A 20,599-nucleotide genomic window follows, 5' to 3' on the forward strand; every position below is an offset into this window, starting at 1 on the left:
TTCGTCACAACAAGCCCATCACAACCAGCCTGAGCGCTTGAACCGCCAGTACAGCACTCCCATCGTCACGGCTACCACGCCGATCAGCACGGCATAGCCCCAGCGGGCATTGAACTCGGGCATCGAGACGAAGTTCATCCCGTACCAGCCGGTGATCAAGGTTGGCGCGGCCAGCAGCGCGGCCCAGGCCCCCAGGCGCTTGACCATTTCGCCCTGGCGCACGGTCACCAACGACAGGTTGACATTGACCGCGGCGGTGAGCATCTCGCGCAGGGTGTCGGTGTGGTCATTGATCCGGACCGAATGGTCCAGGACATCGCGGAAGTACAGCTGCATCTCCTCATCGATAAGCTCACCGCGTGGACGCGCCAGGTGTCCCAAGATGTCCTGCAATGGTGCTACCGCCAGCCGCAACCGGGTCAGCTCACGTTTCAGGTCGTACAGTTTCCTGACCGTGTGCTTGTGGAACTCGTCGGCGAAGATGTCTTTTTCCAATGCGTTCAGGGCATTGCCGAACTCGTCGACGATCGGCACCAGACGGTCGACCACCATGTCGAGCACGGCATACAGCGCAGCCGCCGGACCGTGTTTGAGCATTTCCGGTTCGCGCTCCATCCGTGCCCGCGCGGCCGCATAGCTGCTGGATGCACCGTGGCGCACGCTCACCAGGTAACGCGGGCCGACAAACAGGTGGGTCTCGCCGAAGCGGATATGCCCGTCGACGGTCTGTGCCGTGTGCAACGCTATGAACAATGAGTCGTCGTAGGCTTCCAGCTTCGGTCGCTGGTGGGCGTTGGCCGCATCTTCAACGGCCAGGCTGTGCAGGTCGAACTCTTCGCCCAGCTTGTCGAGGATCGCATCATCGGGCTCGTACAAGCCGACCCAGACAAAGCTGCCATCGTCGACCGCCAATACGTCACTGATGGCATCCAGGCTGATGTCGCGGCGTGTGCCGTGGCGGTCGTAGGCGGCGCAGTTGACGACGCTCGCCGGCAGGCTGGGATCACGCGGCTGGCTGGTTGAAGTCTCCATCAGCGCCATCCTGACCCGTTAACAGGGATGCCGGCAAGCACCTCAACGACGCTTCAGCGCCCCCAGCAGGCCCAGATGGATCGGCAGCAGCAGCAGGATCCAATGCAGGTTGCGCTGCGGGAGCAACTGCATCCAATGGCTGAACAATGCCAGCATCACCAGCGCCACCATCGCCGTCAACACGTAGCCAAACCAGCGTCCACCCTTGCGGCCACGGGCGATTCGCCACCCGCCGGGGAGCAGCAACCACGCCAGCGGACTGGCCAGCAGCAGGTTCTGGTTGGCCCAGCCGAACTGGTGCGCGGTGCCGAACCAGATAAACAGAAGCAGGGCGCCTATCAGTCCCGACACCGTCCAGAACGGCAGTGCGATCCCGGCTATCAGGCGGGGTCGATGGCGGCCGAGCCAGGCCAGCCCGGCACCGGCCGCGATTCCGGCCAACAACCACGGCCACCAGGGCCGCAGCAGGTCGCGTGGCGCCGGTGCAAGCCGGTGTGGCAGCAGCTCGACCTCCTCGATGACCAGGGGCTCGTCATGACCATTGCGGGCATCGCGCAAGGCGTCGGCGAGTCGCATCGGAATGAATGCCTCGGCCCAGAACGCCAGTGGCCGGTCGGCCGCAGGTCCCAGGCCAACGTCGAAGCCCAGCCACATCCAGAAATCCGGTGATGCCAGACGGGTCGCCTCGCTGCGGAACGTGCTGCCGCGCGAGCCGCCCATCTGGCGGCGCAGGTCACCGCCCAACGCCTGGTCGAGTGTGTCGCGCACCCGGGTGGAGCAGTTGTCCAGGAAATAATCGTAGCTGTAGGCCGCATTCTCCGGACGTGCGTTGTGCTCAAGCGCGTCCGCCACCTCCTGAGCGGCCGCGGGGTCCAGATCCAGCCATTGCAGGCTGACCCCGCGCCCGACCTGGCGGTAGTAGGCCAGGTCCTCTTGCAGCGGCAGGGCCACCAGGCGGTAGCGCATGTCGCCGCGCACGAAGCGGGCGATGAAGTCGTCCTCGGTCGGGTCGAAGAAGCCGAAGTTGTACGAAATCGCCGTACCGGTGGCCGGGTCGGCGACCAGCACGGCGTTATGCCCGAAGCGCTCGAAGAAAATCTCGCCCGGCTGCATGGTGATCACGCCGATGCGCGGTGTGGCGGTGGCGGCGAATGCGCACGACCACAACAGCGCCAACAGGCACAGGCGGATCAAGATGCCATGGCTCGTTCCGCGCCGGTCAAACATCCCCGAGCACGCCGACATGGAAGGCATGCACCCGCCGCGCATCCGCACTGGACACCCGGAATACGAACCGTCCGAGAATCAGCTCCTCACCGGCTTCCGGCAAGTGACCGATCGCCGCGATCACCAGGCCGCCGATGGTGTCGTATTCGTCATCGTCGAAATCGGCATTGAAATGCTCGTTGAAGTCCTCGATCGGGGCCAGCGCGTCGACCACGTACTGGCCATCGGCCTGAGCGGCAATCAACGCGTCCGGATCCTCGGCCTCGTCGTGCTCATCATCGATCTCGCCGACGATCTGCTCCAGCACGTCCTCGATGGTCAACAGGCCGGCGACGCCGCCGTGCTCATCGATCACGATCGCCATGTGGTTGCGCGACTGGCGGAACTCGCGCAGCAGGATGTTCAGCCGCTTGGACTCGGGTATCAGCACCGCCGGACGTATCAGCTGGTGGATGGTGGCCGGGCCGTTATCGGTGACCACTCCCAGCAGCAGGTCCTTGGCGAGCAGGATGCCGATGATCTCGTCCTTGTCCTCGCCGTGCACCGGGAAGCGCGAATGACCGGACTCGACCACCTGCTTCATCAGGTCCATGAAAGACCCGTTCGCCGGCAGCATGATCATCTGCGAGCGCGGGACCATCACATCGCCCACGCTCAAATCCGAGATCGCTATCGCGCCTTCCATCATGGTCAGCGTGTCGGACTCGATCAGCCCGTCGGTCTGGCAATCGCGCAACAGCTCCACCAGGTCCTCGCGGGAGGTCGGCTCGCCCGACAGCGCCGAGCTGATCCGGTCAAACCAGGAGCGGCGTTTGTCGTTCCGCTCCGGCGCATCGTGCGCGGATGGGTGGGTGGGGGTACTACTATCGTCCTCGGACATTGATCAGTTTCATGAATACGCCCGGGGGATGGGCGTCGGGGTGAGTTTAGCGCATCAAATGGGGGTGGCTGGGCATCAATCGATGATCAGGTACGGGTCGGAGATGCCAAGGGTGGCGAGGATCTCGCGCTCCAGTTGCTCCATGCATTCCGCTTCGCGCTCGTCCTCGTGGTCCCAGCCCAGCAGGTGCAGGGCGCCGTGGACGGTCAAATGGGCATAGTGCTCGTTGAGCCGCTTGCCCTGTTCGCGTGCCTCCCTGGCGACCACCGGAACGCAGATCAGCAAGTCGCCCAGCAGTGGCAGGGTGACTCCTTCGGGCAAATCCGCCGGAAAGCTCAGCACGTTGGTGGCGTAGTCCTTGCCGCGATAGTGGCGGTTGAACGCACGGCCTTCCTTGTCGTCGACCAGGCGGATCGCCAGGTCGGCCTGGCGGATCCGGCCGTCCAGTGCGGCGGCGACCCAGCGCCGGAAGCTGACCGCGGCCGGGATGCCGGCGCGCGGCAGGCCGTAGCTGACTGACACGTCGAGTACGGTGGGACCGAGGGTCATGGGTTGGGCCTCATGTGGTTCAGCTGGACGGACCGGTCTGGGCGTCCTTCGCATCGCGCGCCTCGTAAGCGTTGACGATACGGGCTACCAGCGGGTGACGCACGACGTCGCCGGATTCGAAGAAGGTAAAGGACACGCCCTCGACCTCGCGTAGCACGTCCAGCGCATCCTGCAAGCCGGATTTCTGGTGCTTGGGCAGGTCGTTCTGGGTCAGGTCGCCGGTGACCACGGCGGTGCTGCCGTAGCCGATCCGGGTCAGGAACATCTTCATCTGCTCGATCGTGGTGTTCTGCGCCTCATCGAGGATCACGTAGGCGTCGTTGAGGGTGCGTCCGCGCATGTAGGCCAGTGGTGCGATCTCGATGACGCTGCGCTCCAGCAGCTTGAGTACTTTCTCCACCCCGAGCATCTCGTACAACGCGTCGTACAACGGGCGCAGGTAGGGGTCGACCTTCTGCGACAGGTCGCCGGGCAGGAACCCGAGCTTCTCGCCGGCCTCCACCGCCGGGCGAACCAGCACCAATCGCTGCACCCGCGATTCGTTGAGCGCCTCCACCGCGCTGGCAACGGCCAGGAAGGTCTTGCCGGTACCGGCCGGGCCGATGCCGAAATTGATGTCGTTGGTGGCGATGGCGTGCAGGTATCGGGCCTGGTTGGCGCCGCGACCACGGATGGTGCCGCTTTTGACCCGGATCACGACTTCCTGCGGCTGGATGTCCTGCTCCACCGCATGGGCGACGTCCAGCCCGATCAGGGCAAGATGGATCGCATGCTCGTCCAGGACCGGGCCGTCGGCTTCTTCCCATAGTTCGCGCAGGACCTTTTCGGCCTTGCGCATCATCATCTTGGTGCCCGCCAACCGGAACACGTTGCCGCGGTTGGAGATTTCAACCCCGGTACGCAGCTCGATGATCCGCATATGGGCATCGAATGGGCCCGTCAGGTTGGCCAGGCGCTGGGCATCGGGCGGGTCCAGCGTGAACTCGTGAATCGTGCTTGGTGCCATCGTCAAACTGTCTTCCATTGGCATGTCAGCTTGCACCCGGCGCCAGGTTTTCGCAAAGTGGCGGAACTCACTCATAAGGGGCATGGCAATGCAGGCGACGCGCAAGACCCGGAATATCCTGCTGAAGACAGCGTTGCTCGCCGCAGTCATGCCGCTGGCCGCACCGGTACTGGCCGCCGAAGTCACCGTACTGACGGCGGCACGCATCCATACGATGGACACCGCGCAGCCCCGTGTGGAGGCGTTGGCATTCGACGACACCGGCGCGATTGTGGCGCTTGGCGAGCGCGATGCGCTGCTGCGGGACTATCCGGATGCCCGCCGCCTGGATGTCGGCGAGGCCACCGTGGTGCCGGGCCTGATCGACGCCCATGGCCACGTGGCGGGGCTGGGGTTCAACGAACTGCAGGCGTACCTGGTCGATGCCGCCAGCAAGGAGGAGGCGCTGCAACGACTGCGCGATTTTGCCGACGAACTGCCCGATGGCGCCTGGCTGTTGGGAGCTGGCTGGGATCAGAACGACTGGCCGGAGAAGCGATTCCCGACCGCCGCCGACCTGGACGCCCTGTTCCCGGATCGCCCGGTGTGGCTGCGGCGGATCGACGGCCATGCGGGCTGGGCGAACAGTGCCGCGATGGCCCTGGTGGAGCGTGACCTGACCGGCGACTGGCAGCCCGAAGGCGGCAAGATCGAGCGCGATGCGAATGGTCAGCCAAGCGGCGTGTTCGTTGATGGGGCAATGGCACTGATCGACGCGCAGGAACCCGAGCCCGATGCCGCCACGCAGGAACACGCCTTGGCGTTGGGGATGCAAGCCGCGGTCGAGCATGGCTTGACCGGCGTGCACGACGCGGGCGTCTCGCTGGCAGGGCTGAAGCATTACCAGCAGCTGGCCGACCGTGGCGAAATGCCGTTGCGCATCAACGCGATGGCGGCCGGTGACGGCGATGCACTGGCGATGTTGTGCCGTGACGGCGCCTACCGGCACCCGTCGGGTCGCTTGCAGATGCGCTCGGTCAAGCTGTTTGCCGACGGCGCGCTGGGCAGTCGCGGTGCGGCGTTGCTGGCCGACTACAGCGACGATCCAGGCAACCGGGGGTTGTTGATGGTCAAACCGGATGAATTGGCGGAGGTGACGGAAAAAGCCAAGCGTTGTGGCATACAGGTTGCTACCCATGCGATCGGCGACCGTGGCAACCATGTGGTCCTTGAGGCGTATGAACGGGTACTGGGCAAGGACAGCAGTGGCGACCATCGCTGGCGTATCGAACATGCGCAGATCCTTTCCCCCGAGGACCTGCCACGGCTGGCACGCCTGCAGGTGATCGCATCGATGCAACCTACCCACGCCACCAGCGACATGCCCTGGGCCGAGGATCGCATTGGCGCGGAGCGGCTCCAGGGGGCGTATGCGTGGCGCGAGTTGCGCGACAGCGGAGCGCGGCTTGCCTTGGGCTCGGACTTCCCGGTCGAGTCGGTTGATCCACGGCTGGGTCTGTACTCGGCGACCACGCGCACCGATGCCGAAGGCCTGCCGCTGGGTGGCTGGCAGCCGGAGGAGAAACTGACCGCCTACGAGGCCCTGCGTGGATTCACCCTGGACGCGGCGTATGCCGGCTTCAACGAGGATGAAGTGGGTAGCCTGGAGGTCGGCAAGCGCGCCGACTTCGTGGTGCTGGCGCAGGACCCGCTGGCGATCGATCCGTCGCAGTTGCGTGAACTGACGGTGTTGGGCACATACGTGGACGGGGAGGCGGTCTACAGCGCGGCCGGGCCCTGATTCCGCTGTCTGCCGGCACATGCTCGCGGCCGGGTTGGTAGCGGTCAGGCGGTTGACCGCTACCGATCGGTTGCCGGCAGGCTCGACAACCAGGTCGACAGTGCCTGGATCGAGGCGTCATCCAGCTGTTTGGCGACCCCGGTCATGACGAAGTCGGAGGTGGAGTCGCCGATGTTCCCGTCGCGATAGGCGCCCAGCTTGGCCTGCAGATAGGCGGCCTGCTGTCCGCGCAGCGACGGGTAGCCGGCATAGGGGTGATGACCGCTGCGATTTACCCGGTCAGCCGCCGCCGGACCGCGGGCATCGGCGCCGTGACAGCCCTGGCACGACGGAATGCCTTTGCCCAGATCGCCGGACAGATACAACTGCTCACCCAACTGCAACTGAGCCGGGTCGGCTGCAGCGGCCGGTGCTTCCTGTCCGCTTGAAGGCGCCCCATCGGCCGGCATGGCCGCGTAGTACATCGACAGGTCGCGCATGTCCTGATCCGACAGGTTCGCTACCAGGGGGGTCATCGGCGAGGGATTCACGCCGCGCTTGTATTCGACCAGTTGCCAATACATGAAGTCGGCCGATTGGCCGGCAATATTCGGAAAGATCGGCGCGATCGCGATGCCCTGTGGGCCATGGCAGGCAGCACACAGCTCGCTTTTTGCCTGCCCCGCGGCGGCATCGCCATGGATGCTGGCGACGCGGCGCAAGTCGAGATAATCCGGCGACGGGGCTTCCGCTTCTGCAGGGGATTCGGCCGGCGCCGAATCACTCGTTGGCGACTCCTGCGCCTGCGCCACGGCCGGGCCCAGAAGTACCGCCAGCAGGGTAGCGGCCAGGATAGAGGCAGGCACTGCAAGTTTCATAGCTGGACCTCCAGCATCGCGCCGAACATGTTGACGCTGTAATCCATCGGGCCGCCGTCGGTGTAGACGCGGTGGTCGTAGACCCGGCTCTGGTCAAAACCCAGGTAGTGCCAGTCGGACAGTCGCGCGCGTTCGTAGGTGTTGAACAGGCGGACCCCGATGCGGTCGTTGATCGGGAACGACAGCGACAGGCTGAGCGAGTTGGAGCGGTAGATCATCGGCGGGAACGCGCCGTTGGCACTGGCGACCAGCTGCGGGTACGCCATCGCGTCGGCCGAGGCGAAATCGTAGCGGGTCATGCCGCGTGTGTAGGTCCAGTTCCACGATGCATCGAAGGTGGCCTTGCCGAAACGCTGCGACCAGTTCGCGCCTGCGTAATGGTTGCGCTGCCGGTCGTTGGTGCTCCAGCGGCCACCGTCCTGGTAGGTCGCGCCGTCCAGGTTGGGGTCGGGAGTGATCGCCACGTCGTTGGCGTTGGCGAACACCAGGTCCGACTCGTCATAGCCGTACCACGCGCCGGCGACCCGGCCCGGGACGGGCTGCCACTCCCATTGCAGGCTGGTGCCGAGGGTATCGAATTGCTGCCGGCCGGCCTGGGCGTCGTAGTCGTTCCAGTCGCCGCGGATCGAGGCGCTGACGGTCATGTTGTTGGGCAGCGTCGCCGTGGCCATCAGGTCGATCTTGTGCTGCTCGCGTTCGCCCACGTCGTATTTGCGCAGTTCGGCGATCGTATGCGCAGGCGTGCCGCCCGGTGGCGGGACATAGCCGGGCATGTCATGCGAGAGGGTGAACGAGTAGGGGTTGGAGTTGTAGTCGTTGCCCGAGCGGTCGAGGAAGGCGTAATTGGCGCGGAAGTTCAGCCAGTCGATCGAACGGTTGGTCCAGTTGAGCTTGAGCTCGTTGTCCTGGACAGTGGCGAACTCGCGATTGGTGCGTTCGGTGCGGGTGAAGGTGTAGCCCGCTCCGAGGGTGTTCTTCGTGTTCATCCGCCAATTGACGCCGGTGGATGCTTCCCAGGTTTCCTTGTCCAGCGGCAGGTTGCGTACCCGGGTCGGGACCGAGGCATTGGCACCCGGGTCCCACACGCCCATCTCGCCCGGCACCACGCTGCCCATCGCGCCATTCTCGGCGATGTACCCGTATTGCCCGGTCAGCGGGTTGTAGGCCCAGTAGGTGCCCGAATAGTCCTCGCGGTGGAACTTGGCGGTGGAGCGCCAGCTCAGACCGGTGGCCGGTTGCAGCACCACCCGCAAGTCGAGCCGCTGGGTATTGATGGCCAGGTCGGCGCTCTGGCGCGACAGCGAGGCGGTGGTGTTCCAGTCCGCGCAGTCATACAGGAAGCCGGGAATCGGGATGCCGACCTGACCCTGGCAGTTGGTCGGCGGCAGCAAGCTGTCGTTCTGGCGCGAGGTGCCAAACGCGGCCTTTACCGAAAAATCGCCATTCCACTTGATCCGCCGACTGAAGGTGCCGGAGACGTGGTGGTAGTCGTTGTCGGGTTCGTAGGAGTACTGGCCCAGCGGAACCTGTGGGGTGGGCACACCGGTAACCGACCATGTGGTGTACGGAATCTCGTAGTCGAAACCGGTGTACGCGTTGCGGAAGAACGAGCCGGCATAGTCGAACTGCATGCGCCAGTCGTTGCCGACAAAGCGCAGACCGGCATTCACGTTGACGGTGCTGTCGTCGATCGGCCGGGGGATCTCGTAGATGCCGCCGTTGTCCGGGAACGGATAGTTGAAGAAGAACGGCCCGCCAAACGGTCGCGCGCCGTCACGCGATTCGTGGCTGGCGTTGAACGTGGCCGTCCACTGCCTGTTGAGCAGGTACTGGATCCCCAGTCCCTGCTTGTCGCGCACCACCTTCAGGGTCTGCAGGGGTTGCGCTGCCGACACCGCCGAGACCTGGTCGACGGTGCTGCCGTTGACGGTGAGGCCGTCCTTCAGGGTCAGGTGCTGGCTGCCCACGCCATCCCATATCGAGCGGGCGTTGCCGCTGAGGATGTTCGGTTGCGAGCGCACGAACGCCTGCACGCGGTACTTTCCGGCCTGGCCGAATACGGCGCGATAGAACTGGCTGTCCTCGTTGATACGGGTGGCGCGCAAGTCGATGTAGCGGCCCTGGTCGGGACGTACCAGGCGGAAGTCGGCGCTGAGCACGAAGCCGTCGTCCCAGTTGGTGAACCGACGCCATTGGGTGTTGTCCTGGTCGCCTGTGAGATGCAGGTAGCCGACCGACAGCGTTCCGCCTCCCAGCCAGGTGTCGTCCAGCGTGGCAGTCGAGTCCAGGCCGTATGGGGTGGGCGTGCAGCCATACAGATAGCCGGTCGGCGTTCGTTTGGCATCGCCGGCCAACCAGCTCATGCCATCGGGATCGCAGCTGCGTGCGGACAGTCCGGCCGGGTCCAGCGCGGTGCCAAATTGCAGGTCGACTCCGGTGCCGCTGTCCTGTGCATGGGCAAGGGGGGCGAGGGCAAGCGACAACGACAGGGCTGCCAGGGATAACGGCAGCAGTCGTGGATGTCCGTGCATGGCTCGGCACTCCCTTTACTTGTGAAGTCGTGGTCCGGAAGGGTTGTTGGAACCGTGGATCTGCGAATGGCAACTGATGCAGCCACGACCCATCAGCCGCTCGTCCGGCGCGGCCCCGATGCCCAGCGACTGGCTGGTCAGCAGGTCATTGGGATGGCGGACGTGCGAGTGGCACTGCTGGCACAGCATCGGGATCGGGGCCACCAGCAGGGCGTGCTGGTTGGAGCCGTGCGGCATGTGGCAGTTCAGGCAGTTGTCGCGTACCGGGGCGTGCTCGAACAGGAATGGCCCGCGCTTTTCGGCGTGGCACTGGTAGCAGGTCTCGTTGACGGTGTCGGTCTTGAGCAGCGCCTCGTTGAAGCCGCCGTGCGGGTTGTGGCAATCCACGCAGGCCATCTGCCCTTCTGGCAGCGGCATGTGCGAGCGGCGGTTGAACTGCTGGCGGATGTCCTTGTGGCAGGTCGCACAGGTCTCGTTGATCGACGGCTTGGCCATCAGCCCTTCTGCGGACAGGCGCGCCATCGGATTGTGGCAATCGCTGCACGACAGGTCATTGCGCTGGTGGACCGAGCCCACCCACTGGTCACGCGGACCGCCGGAGTGGCAGCCCATGCAGGTCTCGGTCTGGGTGGGGACCGGCGTGCCGCCGTCCTTGGTGAAGGCGATGATCGCGCCCTTGGCTGCGGGGTTCTCCATGTGTTTGGAGCCCGGGCCATGGCAGGCCTCGCAGGTCGGCGTTTCGGGGTTGGCTGCCAGCGCGACCTTCATTCCCAGCGCATGGCTGGTATGGGCGAAGTTCTGTTCTTCGCGGGCATGGCAGGAATTGCAGGTCTGCTCGCCGATCGGCGTGGCGTCGGCAGCCAGCGGGTTGCTCGCTACACGCGCATGGGCGAAGCCGGGCGGGACGTCGAAGCCATGGCCAGCGACCGGACCGTCGCTGCCGAAATGGGTGCTGGGAAGATTGTATGGATTGTCCGTCGAAGCGGTACTTTGCGCGGCCACGGGCGCCTGCCAGCCGGCTACGGCAAGTACGGCAGCGGCGGCTGCCGCCAGACCCAGACCCAGAAAAATGCGCATTGAAACCTCACCTTTTTTTGCTGGCTGGCCGCTCCGTGGCGGCTGACTGGCGTAATCGAAATTACATGCCGACCATAAAGGTGTCGTTCAGCCTGAGTCAAGCGGAAAGTGGTGCGGGTTTTCTGCCTCGGCTTCAGCGCGGCAGGGCACCCTGCAGAAAAGCATCCACGCCGGCGCGGGCGGCCTGTATGGCGGTCGCTGCCTCCGGCGTCACCAGGTGGCCACTGGACATGCGCAACACCAGGTCGCCGACCATCAGCATCGCCAGCTGGATCGCGGCCAGTTCTGGTCCTTGGGGCAGCACCAGCCGGCCCGCGGTCTCCTGTTGGAGCAGGTACTCGGCGAGGATGTGATTGGTGGCACCGATGGCGTGTTCGAAGTACCAGTCGCGCAATTCGGGGAAAGCGTGCCCCTCGCCGATGATGGTGCGGTGCAGTACCTGGGACTCCATCGACACCATGGTTTCCACGAAGCGCCGGGCCAGCAGGTGCAGGCCTTCTTCAGGCGGCAAGGCCGACAGGCAGAGGTCGTGGAACACGAGGGTGAATTTTTCCGCCTGCCGCTCGATGATCGCGTGCGCCAGGCCTTCCTTGTCACCGAACACGCGATACAAGGTGGCCAGCGAACCACCGGCACGGCTGACGATCTCGCTCAGGCGTGCATGGCGATAACCTTTTTCGAGAAAGACCTGGGTCGCCGCTTCCAGGAAACGGTCGACCCGTTCCTCGCCACGCTTGCGCAACTTGGCTGCCGGACGGGCTTTCAGCTTGGGCAGTGCGGGCGATTTTCGGATGCCCCTGGTATGGGGTTTGGCTGGAGCGGTCATGGACGGATGATACGTGGCAACAAAACGGCCGCCTTTGGACAAAGGCGGCCGTCGAGGGAACATGCGGCTGGAATCACGGCACCAGGTTGAGCGTGCCCTTCATCAATGCCGAGTGGCCGGGGAAGCTGCAGAAAAACGAGTTCGGGTCCGCGCTCAGCTTGGCCGGATCGAAGCTGATCGAGGTGCTCTCGCCACCACCGACCACCTTGGAATGGGCGATCACCCGCGCATCGCCAGCCTTGATGTAATCGGCATCCAGGCCCGCCTTCATGCCGTCTGCGTCGATGCCCTGCATATCGGCGGTCTTGGCAATTACCACGTTGTGGCCCATCACGTTTTTGGCGAGCTGGCCGGTGTGCTTCAGGTTGATCGTGAACGTCTTGCAACTCTTGCTGACGTCGATCTCCTTCTTGTTGAACTGCATGGCGTCGTTGCCTTCCAGATCCACCGAGCAGGTGGCGGCGAAGGCGGCCGGAGCGGCCAGGGACAGGGCAGCGGCGATAACGAGTGTGCGCAACATTGGGATGGCCTCACATGAGAAAAAATGGGCGCCTTGCATGGCAGGGCGTTCGGGTACTGTAATTGAGGTTACATGGACGGCTGGTGAAGAACGCTCACGGGGCTGTCGGTGCCGGTGGTCGCAACGCGACCGCGCAACGAATTGCTCATCGCATCGGTAATCACGACATCCACGAACTGCCCGACCAGCCGCCGATGACCGGCAAAGTTCACCGAGCGCATGTTTTCGGTCTTGCCGGTCAGCTCGTTCGCATCGCGCCGCGATGGCCCCTCGACCAGCACCCGCTGGACGCTGCCCACCATGGCCTCGCTGATGGTCTTCGCATTGGCGTTTACCAGCGCCTGCAACCGCGCCAGCCGGGTGCGCTTGTCGGCATCGCTGGTGTGGTCTTCCAGGTCGGCGGCCGGGGTGCCGGGACGGCGTGAATAGATGAACGAGTAGGACTGATCGAAGCCGACATCCTCGATCAGCTTGATGGTTTTCTCGAAGTCCGCCTCGGTCTCGCCGGGGAAGCCGACGATGAAGTCCGAGGAGATCGAGATGTCCGGCCGTACCGCCCGCAATTTCCGGATCTTCTGCTTGAATTCCAGCGTGGTGTAGCCGCGCTTCATTGCCGCCAGCACCCTGTCGCTGCCCGCCTGGACGGGCAGGTGCAGGTAGTTGGCCAGTTCCGGCACGTCGCGGTAGGCCTCCACCAGCGAGTCGGAGAATTCCAGCGGGTGCGAGGTGGTGAAGCGGATCCGGTCGATGCCGTCGATCCGGGCAATGGTACGGATCAACAGGCCGAGATCAGCGACCAGTTGTTCCTCGTTCGACTCGGCTTCCGTGCCATAAGGGCCGCGGTAGGCGTTCACGTTCTGTCCCAGCAGGTTGACCTCGCGCACGCCTTGCGCGGCCAGTTGGGCGACCTCGACCAGTACGTCCTCGAACGGCCGGCTCACCTCCTCGCCGCGGGTGTAGGGCACCACGCAGAAACTGCAGTACTTGCTGCAGCCTTCCATGATCGACACGAACGCGCTGGGCCCGTCGGCGCGTGGCGTCGGCAGGCGGTCGAACTTCTCGATCTCCGGGAAGCTGATATCCACCTGCGGCTGCCCGGTCTGGCGACGCTCGCGGATCAGTTCCGGCAACCGATGCAGCGTTTGCGGGCCGAACACCAGGTCCACATACGGCGCCCGCTTGATGATTGCCGAGCCTTCCTGACTGGCCACGCATCCGCCGACACCGATCAGTACCTGCCGGTCGCCGTCCTTGAGGGCCTTCCAGCGGCCCAGTTGGCTGAACACCTTGTCCTGCGCCCGCTCACGTATCGAGCACGTATTGACCAGGATCACGTCGGCTTCTTCAATGTCGGCGGTCAGTTCCAGTCCGTCGCTGGCGGCCAGGACGTCGGCCATCTTGGCCGAGTCGTATTCATTCATCTGGCAGCCGTGGGTCTGGATGAAAAGCTTGCCGCGGGCAGGGGTATCGGTCATGGCGGGTTCCGGGAGGGGCGGCGGTTAATCCGCGCCGGAGGTGGTTGGAACCGGGTAGTCTAGCCGCTGCCGCGGCCGCATCGGGGCGTTGGTCCCGTTTCAGGGGTGAGGTGCTTGGCAACGCGCGCGCTAAAGGAGAGACTCGCGACATGAGGGGGGGTATCGCACTGTTGGGGATTGCCTGCTTGCTGGTTGCCACGCCCGTGGTCGCCGGTACCGTGTATCGCTGCGACAGTGATGATGGGGTCCGCAGTTACGTCAGCAAGCGCATTTCGGGCGCCAAGTGCAGTCCGATAAGCCGCTATACCGGCGGCGCGACTTCCGGGACGGGCGTTTCGTCGATCAGCGCACCGCAAACACCCAGCACGCCGGCGACGGTCGGCAGCGCCACGGCAGCCCATTCCATCGAAGGCGCGCCAGCCAGCATCAGCACGGACGCATCCGCCGGCGCCGAAGTCGGCCTGATGACCAATGCTGCGCCGGTCAGCTCGGTTACGCCGGGGTCGAAAGGCGCCCGGCGAGTCCAGGGGCAGGTGTATTCCTACATCAAGGATGGCGTGCGTCACTACACCAGCGCGCGTCCCCAGGGCGTGGCACGCGCGGGGCCGGTGCGCACGATCAAGTACAGCTTCCTCGAGACCTGTTTCGCGTGCGGGACCGCTTCGGGCGTCAACTTCAGCAATGTCCGGCTCAATACCCAGGCCTACAGCGCGGAGATCGCTGCCGCGGCGGCCAAGCACGGGGTGGATGAGGCAATCGTGCGCGCGATCATCCATGCCGAGTCGTCGTTCAACCCCAACGCGCTGTCGCGGGTCGGCGCGCAGGGCCTGATGCAGCTGATGCCCGCGACCGCGCGCCGTTTCAAGGTGGGCAACGCCTTCGATGCGGGCCAGAACATCCTTGGCGGGGTGGAGTACCTGGCGTGGCTGCTGAAGCGCTTCGATGGAAACCTGACCCTGGCGGCGGCGGGATACAACGCCGGTGAAGGCGCGGTGGACAAGTACAAGGGGGTGCCGCCGTATAGCGAGACCCAGCGCTATGTGAAGCGCGTCGGGGTGCTGGCCGACCGGTACCGGGCAGCGCAATAGGACGTGTCAAAACGCCGCGACGATTGTCGAGCTGTTCATCCTTCCGTTACACTTCCTGCCTTTATGAGCCGCCAACCGTCACCAATCGGGTCGGTAGTGTGGCGGAACGTCGATTACCAGCTTTACGGAGTGCCGGATGGCCAATCCAGGGATCAATGATCCTCATCACGATCCTGCCAGTGGATCCGTCAGTAACCCGGTCAGCAAACCTGCCGACCTGGGGCGCCGCCGGTTCCTGACTGCGACCACCAGCGTGGTAGGCGCGGTGGGCGCCGGTTTCCTGGCGGTGCCGTTCATCAAGTCGTGGAACCCGAGCGAGCGTGCCAAGCAGGCCGGTGCGCCGATCACCGTCGACATCAGCGCACTCGAAGTGGGTCAGCGCCTGATGCGCGAGTGGCGTGGCCAGCCGATCTGGGTCGTGCGTCGTTCCGAGGCGATCCTGCAGGCGTTGCCCACCCTGGACGACCACCTGCGCGACCCGATGTCGGAGAACCCGGAACAGCAGCCGGCGTATGTCATTGCCGAGCATCCGGAGCTGCGCTCGATCAAGCCGGCGGTCTCGGTTCTGGTCGGCATCTGCACACACCTGGGCTGCTCGCCGGAGATGAAGGCCGAGATCCGGCCCGAGCCGTTCGACCCGAACTGGAAAGGCGGCTACTTCTGCCCCTGCCACAAGTCGAAATTCGACATGGCCGGACGCGTGTACGAGGGGGTGCCGGCGCCAACCAACCTGGTTGTGCCGCCGCACTACTACAAGGACGACGTCACCATTGTGGTCGGCCTCGATCCCCCGTCTTCCAACCAGGGAGCAGCCTGAGTCATGGCGAACATCTTCACCCGTAGCGCCAATGGCGTGATGGATTGGGTCAACGAGCGCGCGCCGGGCATGATGCCGGTCTACCGCAAGCACATGACCGAGTATTACGCCCCGAAGAACTTCAACGTCTGGTACTACTTCGGCGTGTTGGCGATGGTGGTGCTGGTCAACCAGATCTTCACCGGCATCTTCCTGACCATGCACTACAAGCCCAGCTCGGCGGAGGCGTTCGCCTCGGTCGAGTACATCATGCGTGACGTGGAGTGGGGCTGGCTGATCCGCTACATGCACTCCACCGGCGCTTCGCTGTTCTTCGTCGTGGTGTACATACACATGTTCCGCGGGCTGATGTACGGCAGTTACCAGAAGCCGCGTGAGCTGGTGTGGATCCTGGGCATGCTGATCTACCTGGTACTGATGGCAGAAGCCTTCATGGGCTACGTATTGCCGTGGGGCCAGATGTCGTTCTGGGGCGCGAAGGTGATCATTTCGCTGTTTGGCGCGATCCCGGTGATTGGTTCGGGCCTGACCGAATGGATCATGGGCGACTACCTGCCTTCCGATGCGACGCTGGGCCGATTCTTCGCCCTGCATGTGATTGCACTGCCGCTGGTATTGCTGTTGCTGGTAGTGCTGCACATCGGTGCGTTGCACGAGGTGGGTTCCAACAACCCGGACGGCGTCGAGATCAAGAAAGGTCCGAAGGGCAACCGCTGGGACGCGAACAAGCCGGCCGACGGCATCCCGTTCCATCCGTACTACACCGTGCACGACCTGGTCGGGATCGGCGTGTTCCTGATGATTGCCGCGTTCATCATCTTCTTTGCACCCGCGTTTGGTGGCTGGTTCCTGGAACATGACAACTTCGTGGAAGCCAACCGTCTGGTCACTCCGGAGCACATCAAGCCGGTCTGGTACTACACCCCGTTCTACGCGATGTTGCGGGTGATTCCCGACAAGCTGGGCGGCGTGATGGTGATGTTTGGTGCGATCGCCATCCTGTTCGCGGTGCCTTGGCTGGATCGCAGCAAGGTCAGGTCGGTCCGTTACAAGGGCTGGATCACCAAGACCATGCTGGCGCTGCTGGTGGTCTGCTTCGTCTGGCTGGGCAAGATTGGCTCGGGTCCTGGAACCGACCCGGTCGAGACCCAGATCGGCCGCGTGCTGACCTTCCTCTACTTCGCTTTCTTCATCACGATGCCGCTATGGAGCAAGCTCGACAAGACCAAGCCGGTACCGGAACGGGTAACGATGCATGAATAAGTCCATCATTGGCAGGATCACCGTTTTTGCCGCCGGCATGCTGGTTTCGGCTGCCGCGTTTGCGGCCAGCGGCGGAGGCCTGTTGCAGGCCGGGACCAATCTCAACGACGAAGGCTCGCTGCAGCGCGGCGCCCAGCTGTACATGAACTACTGCTCGGCTTGCCATTCGCTGAAGTATCTGCGGTACTCGCGCCTGGCGTCCGATCTGGGGCTGACCGAAGAGCAGGTGATGTCCAACCTGGTCTTTACCGACGCCAAGTTTGGTGACCATATCGAAGTGGCGATGCCCGAGGCCGGGGCAACCGCCTGGTTCGGCAAGATGCCGCCGGACCTTAGCCTGATCTCCCGCTCCCGCGGCAGTGATTGGGTGTATACCTACCTGAAGTCGTTTTACCTGGACGAATCCGCAACGCTGGGCTGGAACAACAAGTTGTTCCCGGACGTATCGATGCCCAACCCGTTGTGGAAGCTGCAAGGACTGCAGCACGCCGAGTACGGCGATCCCGACCCGGTCACTGGTGACAAGGTGGTCAATGGACTCACCATCACCCAGGCCGGGTCACTGGACCCGGCGGCCTTTGATCGGTCGGTACGTGATATCACTGCATTCCTCGAGTACGCGGGTGAACCTGCTGCCCTCAAGCGCCAGAGCCTGGGTGTGTGGGTTGTCTTGTTCCTGGCGGTGTTCACGCTGTTCGCCTGGCTCTTGAACAAAGAGTATTGGCGGGACGTGGACTAGTCAGACGCACCTGCCCATAAGCAGCCGGCGATTGGTGGCCGGCTGTGAGGGTGCGTTGCTCGAGGCCGTGACGACTGCCCACGCTGGGTGGGCAGCGTCTTGTATCCGGCGGATTCCGGGTGCTGGAGAGGTCGATAATGGCGGCGAGCCCACGTATGCGTAATGCCCTTACCCTGTTTTCCGCGAACGATTGCGTGTTGTGCCATCGGGTAAGGCTGGTGCTGGCGGCCAAGGGTGTCACGTACGATTTGATTCCAGTCGATCCCCAGGATCCACCGGAAGACCTGATCGATCTCAATCCCTACCATTCCGTGCCGACCCTGGTCGAGCGCGACCTGGTGCTGTACGCGGCAAGCGTGGTCAGCGAGTACCTCGATGAGCGCTATCCGCACCCGCCGTTGATGCCCGTGGACCCGTTGTCACGGGCCCGATTGCGCCTGGCCACGTTGCGCCTGGAAATCGACTGGGTGCCGCAGGTGCAAGCGATCCAGCTGGGCACCAAGAGTCAGGCGGACGCGGGCCGCAAGCGGTTGAAAGAGCTCCTAGTCGCGTCGGTGCCGTTGTTCAAGGCGTTCAAGTTTTTCCTCAATGCCGAGATGAGCCTGGCCGATTGCGCGATGGCACCGATCATCTGGCGGCTGCCGTCGCTGGGCGTGGCGCTGCCCAAGGATGGCAAGTCCATCGAGGATTACGGCAGCCGGATCTTCCGTAATCCGGGCTTTGCACGCAGCCTGACCGAGCAAGAGCGGCGGCTGAACGAGTTGCCTGGTTGATCCGGCTGATCCGGAAAATCGCACCGGAAATGGGCATCGATCCAGGTGCCCTGGCCGGGCCGGTTGGCTTAAACTGCCCCCATGAGTGAACAAAGCCTCCCGATGACCAGTCATCGCCCCTACTTGTTGCGGGCGCTGTACGAATGGATCGCCGACAACGGCATGACGCCGCACTTGCTGGTCGATGCCAACGCGCCGGATGTCCGGGTGCCGGTCAGCGCAGTGAGCGACGGTCGGATCGTGCTCAACATTGCCGACCGCGCCGTTTCCGCGTTGGAGATGAGCAACGAGTCAATTCGGTTCAGCGCCCGTTTCGGTGGTGTCAGCCAGTCCATATCTGTACCGGTGGGTGCGGTGCTGGCGATCTACGCACGTGAGACCGGCCACGGCATGGCCTTGCCCGATGATGTCGGTGCGGGCAGTGCTGCCGATGGCGCCGGTATCGACTCGGCCGGCACAGGACAGTCCAACACCGATGATGGTGTTGCGGAGCCCGCTCGCCCGTCCTTGAGTGCGGTGCCCAAGGACCCGGACAAGGCCTCGTCTGCCAACGGCGATCGTGATGATGGTCCCGACGATGGCCCAGACGGGCCCGGGCCGCGCCGTGGCGGACACCTGAGGGTGGTCAAGTAGGCGGGCTGACCGGTCCGATAAACGACACCAGGCGGTTGCCGCGCAATACCAGCCGGCCGACGTGTCGGTCCTCTCCGTCGCGGGAATAGTCGAAGCGGAACGTACGTTCCCATCCCAGCCAACCATCATGGCCACGGCACAGTCGTAGACCAATGGCATGCACGCTCTGGTCCAGCCACTGGACCCCCGCCGCATTGCAGGCGTCGCGTCCCACCTCTTCCGCGCGCTCGGCCGCTCCACGTCCCGCGCTCCAGAACGCGAAGCCGGCACCGGCGACCAGCATGATGATCAGCAGGGTCGGCATGGTCAGCCCGTCGCCGGCGGCGAGCCGAGCTTGAGCGAGAGGTCGATGGCCTGCACGTGCTTGGTCAGCCCGCCGATGGAGATGCAGTCGACGCCGTCCCCGGCAATGGCGCGAAGACCGGGCAGGTCGACCCCGCCGGAGACTTCCAGCGGCACCCGACGTGCATGCGCCGCGTTGATCCGGACGGCCTCGCGCCGGGTGGGAGCATCGAAGTTGTCGATCAGGATGCGGTCGCAACCCACCTCCAGCGCCTCGCGCAGTTCCGCCAGGGTCTCGACTTCGACAATCAGGGGCAGCGACGGTTGTGCGGACCGCGCCGCGTTGATCGCCGCAGTCAGCGAGCCGGACGCGCGCACGTGGTTCTCCTTCAGCATCACCGCGTCGAACAGGCCCATGCGATGGTTGGTGCCGCCGCCGACACGCACGGCGTACTTCTGCGCCTGGCGCAAACCGGGGATGGTCTTGCGGGTGTCGAGGATTTTTGCCCGGGTGCCGCTTACCGCCTCGACGTAGCTCGCGGTGGTGGTGGCGGTCGCCGACAGGGTCTGCATGAAGTTCAATGACGTGCGCTCGGCGCTGACCAGCGCGCGCGCCCGGCCGCTCAGCAGCGCCAATACGGTGCCGGCGGTCACGTGGTCGCCTTCGTTTACCTTCCAGTCGATACGGACCTGCGGGTCCAGCGCGCGGTGGCAGGCATCGAACCAGGGCCGCCCGCACACCACGGCGTCCTGCTTGCACAGCAGGTAGGCGGTGTCGGCGGCATCGGGCAGCAGCGCAGCAGTGACGTCGCCGCTGCCCAGGTCTTCGGCCAACGCACTGGCGACGTCAGCGTCAATCGCAGCAAGGGGCGGATGGAAGTCGGCCGTCATGCCGACGGAAATCCATCGACCTGCGCGGTCATGATCGCCTCGTCGCCCAGCAACACCGGAATGCCGTCGTCGACCCGGTAGACGCGTTTGCGGTCGGCGGTCACCAGGGCCTCGCGCAGCGGCTCGGTCTGGGGACTGCCGTCGTCCCGGGATACCGTGGTGCTGGCGATCGCGTCATTCAGTACTTGCAGCCCACGTCCCTCGAGCATGGCCAATGGCTGGCGGGTGATCGGGCAGACGAGCAGATCGAGCAACTTGCGGTCCATGGGGTGGGAGTCTCCAGTTCATTCGGGATGTGCACACGCATGGCGCTTGCGTGCATGCCCGGTAGAATACCGTTTTGCCGCAGGGTC

At 64.4% G+C, this 20,599-nt stretch carries 21 protein-coding genes; 7 read left to right on the forward strand and 14 right to left on the reverse strand.

What is annotated here, in order from left to right:
- Positions 1-18 precede the first annotated feature (18 nt).
- From corA to ACW7G6_RS00380, 5 genes are all read right to left on the reverse strand, one after another.
- Positions 19-1,032, reverse strand: coding sequence for a magnesium/cobalt transporter CorA (gene corA / locus ACW7G6_RS00360; RefSeq protein ID WP_456997319.1), 1,014 nt, complete (start codon positions 1,030-1,032; stop codon positions 19-21).
- Positions 1,033-1,074: 42 nt separating this feature from the next.
- Positions 1,075-2,286 (reverse strand): lipoprotein N-acyltransferase Lnb domain-containing protein, encoded by a 1,212-nt coding sequence (locus ACW7G6_RS00365; RefSeq protein WP_456997320.1) that lies wholly within the window; start codon positions 2,284-2,286, stop codon positions 1,075-1,077.
- On the reverse strand, positions 2,252-3,139 hold the full coding sequence (locus ACW7G6_RS00370) for an HlyC/CorC family transporter (RefSeq protein WP_456978919.1): 888 nt from the start codon (positions 3,137-3,139) through the stop codon (positions 2,252-2,254). The genes ACW7G6_RS00365 and ACW7G6_RS00370 overlap by 35 nt, the downstream gene beginning before the upstream one ends.
- A 75-nt stretch (positions 3,140-3,214) precedes the next feature.
- Complete coding sequence (gene ybeY / locus ACW7G6_RS00375; RefSeq protein ID WP_456978920.1) at positions 3,215-3,688, reverse strand: rRNA maturation RNase YbeY; 474 nt, start codon at positions 3,686-3,688, stop codon at positions 3,215-3,217.
- A gap of 19 nt (positions 3,689-3,707) precedes the next feature.
- Positions 3,708-4,694, reverse strand: a complete 987-nt coding sequence (locus ACW7G6_RS00380; protein ID WP_456997699.1) for a PhoH family protein — start codon at positions 4,692-4,694, stop codon at positions 3,708-3,710.
- A gap of 88 nt (positions 4,695-4,782) precedes the next feature.
- On the opposite strand from ACW7G6_RS00380, the gene ACW7G6_RS00385 reads away from it, so the two are divergent.
- Positions 4,783-6,474, forward strand: a complete 1,692-nt coding sequence (locus tag ACW7G6_RS00385) for an amidohydrolase (RefSeq protein ID WP_456997321.1) — start codon at positions 4,783-4,785, stop codon at positions 6,472-6,474.
- Between the two features lie 59 nt (positions 6,475-6,533).
- Here ACW7G6_RS00385 and ACW7G6_RS00390 read toward each other — a convergent pair whose 3' ends face one another.
- The 6 genes from ACW7G6_RS00390 to miaB all read right to left on the reverse strand — a co-directional run bounded on the left by ACW7G6_RS00390 (position 6,534) and on the right by miaB (position 13,760).
- The gene (locus ACW7G6_RS00390; protein WP_456997322.1) at positions 6,534-7,319 is read right to left on the reverse strand and encodes a c-type cytochrome; all 786 of its coding nucleotides are present in this window, start codon (positions 7,317-7,319) and stop codon (positions 6,534-6,536) included.
- Between the two features lie 8 nt (positions 7,320-7,327).
- Positions 7,328-9,862 (reverse strand): MtrB/PioB family outer membrane beta-barrel protein, encoded by a 2,535-nt coding sequence (locus ACW7G6_RS00395; RefSeq protein WP_456997323.1) that lies wholly within the window; start codon positions 9,860-9,862, stop codon positions 7,328-7,330.
- 15 nt (positions 9,863-9,877) lie between these two features.
- Positions 9,878-10,939, reverse strand: a complete 1,062-nt coding sequence (locus ACW7G6_RS00400; protein ID WP_456997324.1) for a DmsE family decaheme c-type cytochrome — start codon at positions 10,937-10,939, stop codon at positions 9,878-9,880.
- Between the two features lie 133 nt (positions 10,940-11,072).
- Positions 11,073-11,765, reverse strand: coding sequence for a TetR/AcrR family transcriptional regulator (locus tag ACW7G6_RS00405; protein WP_456997325.1), 693 nt, complete (start codon positions 11,763-11,765; stop codon positions 11,073-11,075).
- A 73-nt stretch (positions 11,766-11,838) separates the two neighbouring features.
- Entirely contained in the window at positions 11,839-12,285 is a 447-nt protein-coding gene (gene azu, locus ACW7G6_RS00410) for an azurin (protein WP_456978927.1), read from the reverse strand.
- Positions 12,286-12,353: 68 nt separating this feature from the next.
- Positions 12,354-13,760: a tRNA (N6-isopentenyl adenosine(37)-C2)-methylthiotransferase MiaB gene (gene miaB, locus ACW7G6_RS00415; RefSeq protein WP_456978928.1), complete on the reverse strand. Its 1,407-nt coding sequence runs from the start codon at positions 13,758-13,760 to the stop codon at positions 12,354-12,356.
- A 149-nt stretch (positions 13,761-13,909) separates the two neighbouring features.
- Here miaB and ACW7G6_RS00420 point away from each other — a divergent pair, with 149 nt between their 5' ends.
- The 6 genes from ACW7G6_RS00420 to ACW7G6_RS00445 all read left to right on the forward strand — a co-directional run bounded on the left by ACW7G6_RS00420 (position 13,910) and on the right by ACW7G6_RS00445 (position 19,073).
- Positions 13,910-14,848, forward strand: coding sequence for a lytic transglycosylase domain-containing protein (locus tag ACW7G6_RS00420; protein ID WP_456978929.1), 939 nt, complete (start codon positions 13,910-13,912; stop codon positions 14,846-14,848).
- 136 nt (positions 14,849-14,984) lie between these two features.
- Positions 14,985-15,665 carry a ubiquinol-cytochrome c reductase iron-sulfur subunit gene (gene petA / locus ACW7G6_RS00425; protein WP_456978930.1) on the forward strand — a complete coding sequence of 227 codons (681 nt, stop codon included), beginning with the start codon at positions 14,985-14,987 and terminating at the stop codon, positions 15,663-15,665.
- 3 nt (positions 15,666-15,668) lie between these two features.
- Positions 15,669-16,928 (forward strand): cytochrome b, encoded by a 1,260-nt coding sequence (locus ACW7G6_RS00430; protein WP_456997326.1) that lies wholly within the window; start codon positions 15,669-15,671, stop codon positions 16,926-16,928.
- Complete coding sequence (locus tag ACW7G6_RS00435) at positions 16,921-17,667, forward strand: cytochrome c1 (protein WP_456978932.1); 747 nt, start codon at positions 16,921-16,923, stop codon at positions 17,665-17,667. The genes ACW7G6_RS00430 and ACW7G6_RS00435 overlap by 8 nt, the downstream gene beginning before the upstream one ends.
- A 137-nt stretch (positions 17,668-17,804) precedes the next feature.
- A complete protein-coding gene (locus tag ACW7G6_RS00440) occupies positions 17,805-18,440 on the forward strand; it encodes a glutathione S-transferase N-terminal domain-containing protein (RefSeq protein WP_456997327.1) in 636 nt (211 codons plus the stop codon).
- An 81-nt stretch (positions 18,441-18,521) separates the two neighbouring features.
- On the forward strand, positions 18,522-19,073 hold the full coding sequence (locus tag ACW7G6_RS00445; protein ID WP_456978934.1) for a ClpXP protease specificity-enhancing factor: 552 nt from the start codon (positions 18,522-18,524) through the stop codon (positions 19,071-19,073).
- On the opposite strand, the gene ACW7G6_RS00450 is transcribed toward ACW7G6_RS00445, so the two are convergent.
- Genes ACW7G6_RS00450 through ACW7G6_RS00460 form a run of 3 tightly spaced genes read right to left on the reverse strand, consistent with a single transcriptional unit; the run spans position 19,066 to position 20,512 of the window.
- Positions 19,066-19,377, reverse strand: a complete 312-nt coding sequence (locus tag ACW7G6_RS00450) for a DUF3301 domain-containing protein (protein WP_456961020.1) — start codon at positions 19,375-19,377, stop codon at positions 19,066-19,068. The genes ACW7G6_RS00445 and ACW7G6_RS00450 overlap by 8 nt on opposite strands.
- A 2-nt stretch (positions 19,378-19,379) precedes the next feature.
- On the reverse strand, positions 19,380-20,246 hold the full coding sequence (nadC, locus tag ACW7G6_RS00455) for a carboxylating nicotinate-nucleotide diphosphorylase (RefSeq protein WP_456997328.1): 867 nt from the start codon (positions 20,244-20,246) through the stop codon (positions 19,380-19,382).
- On the reverse strand, positions 20,243-20,512 hold the full coding sequence (locus tag ACW7G6_RS00460) for a Trm112 family protein (RefSeq protein WP_456978937.1): 270 nt from the start codon (positions 20,510-20,512) through the stop codon (positions 20,243-20,245). Before ACW7G6_RS00460 ends, nadC begins: the two co-directional genes overlap by 4 nt.
- Between the last annotated feature and the right edge of the window lie 87 nt (positions 20,513-20,599).

Source organism: Lysobacter sp. A421, from assembly GCF_054052145.1.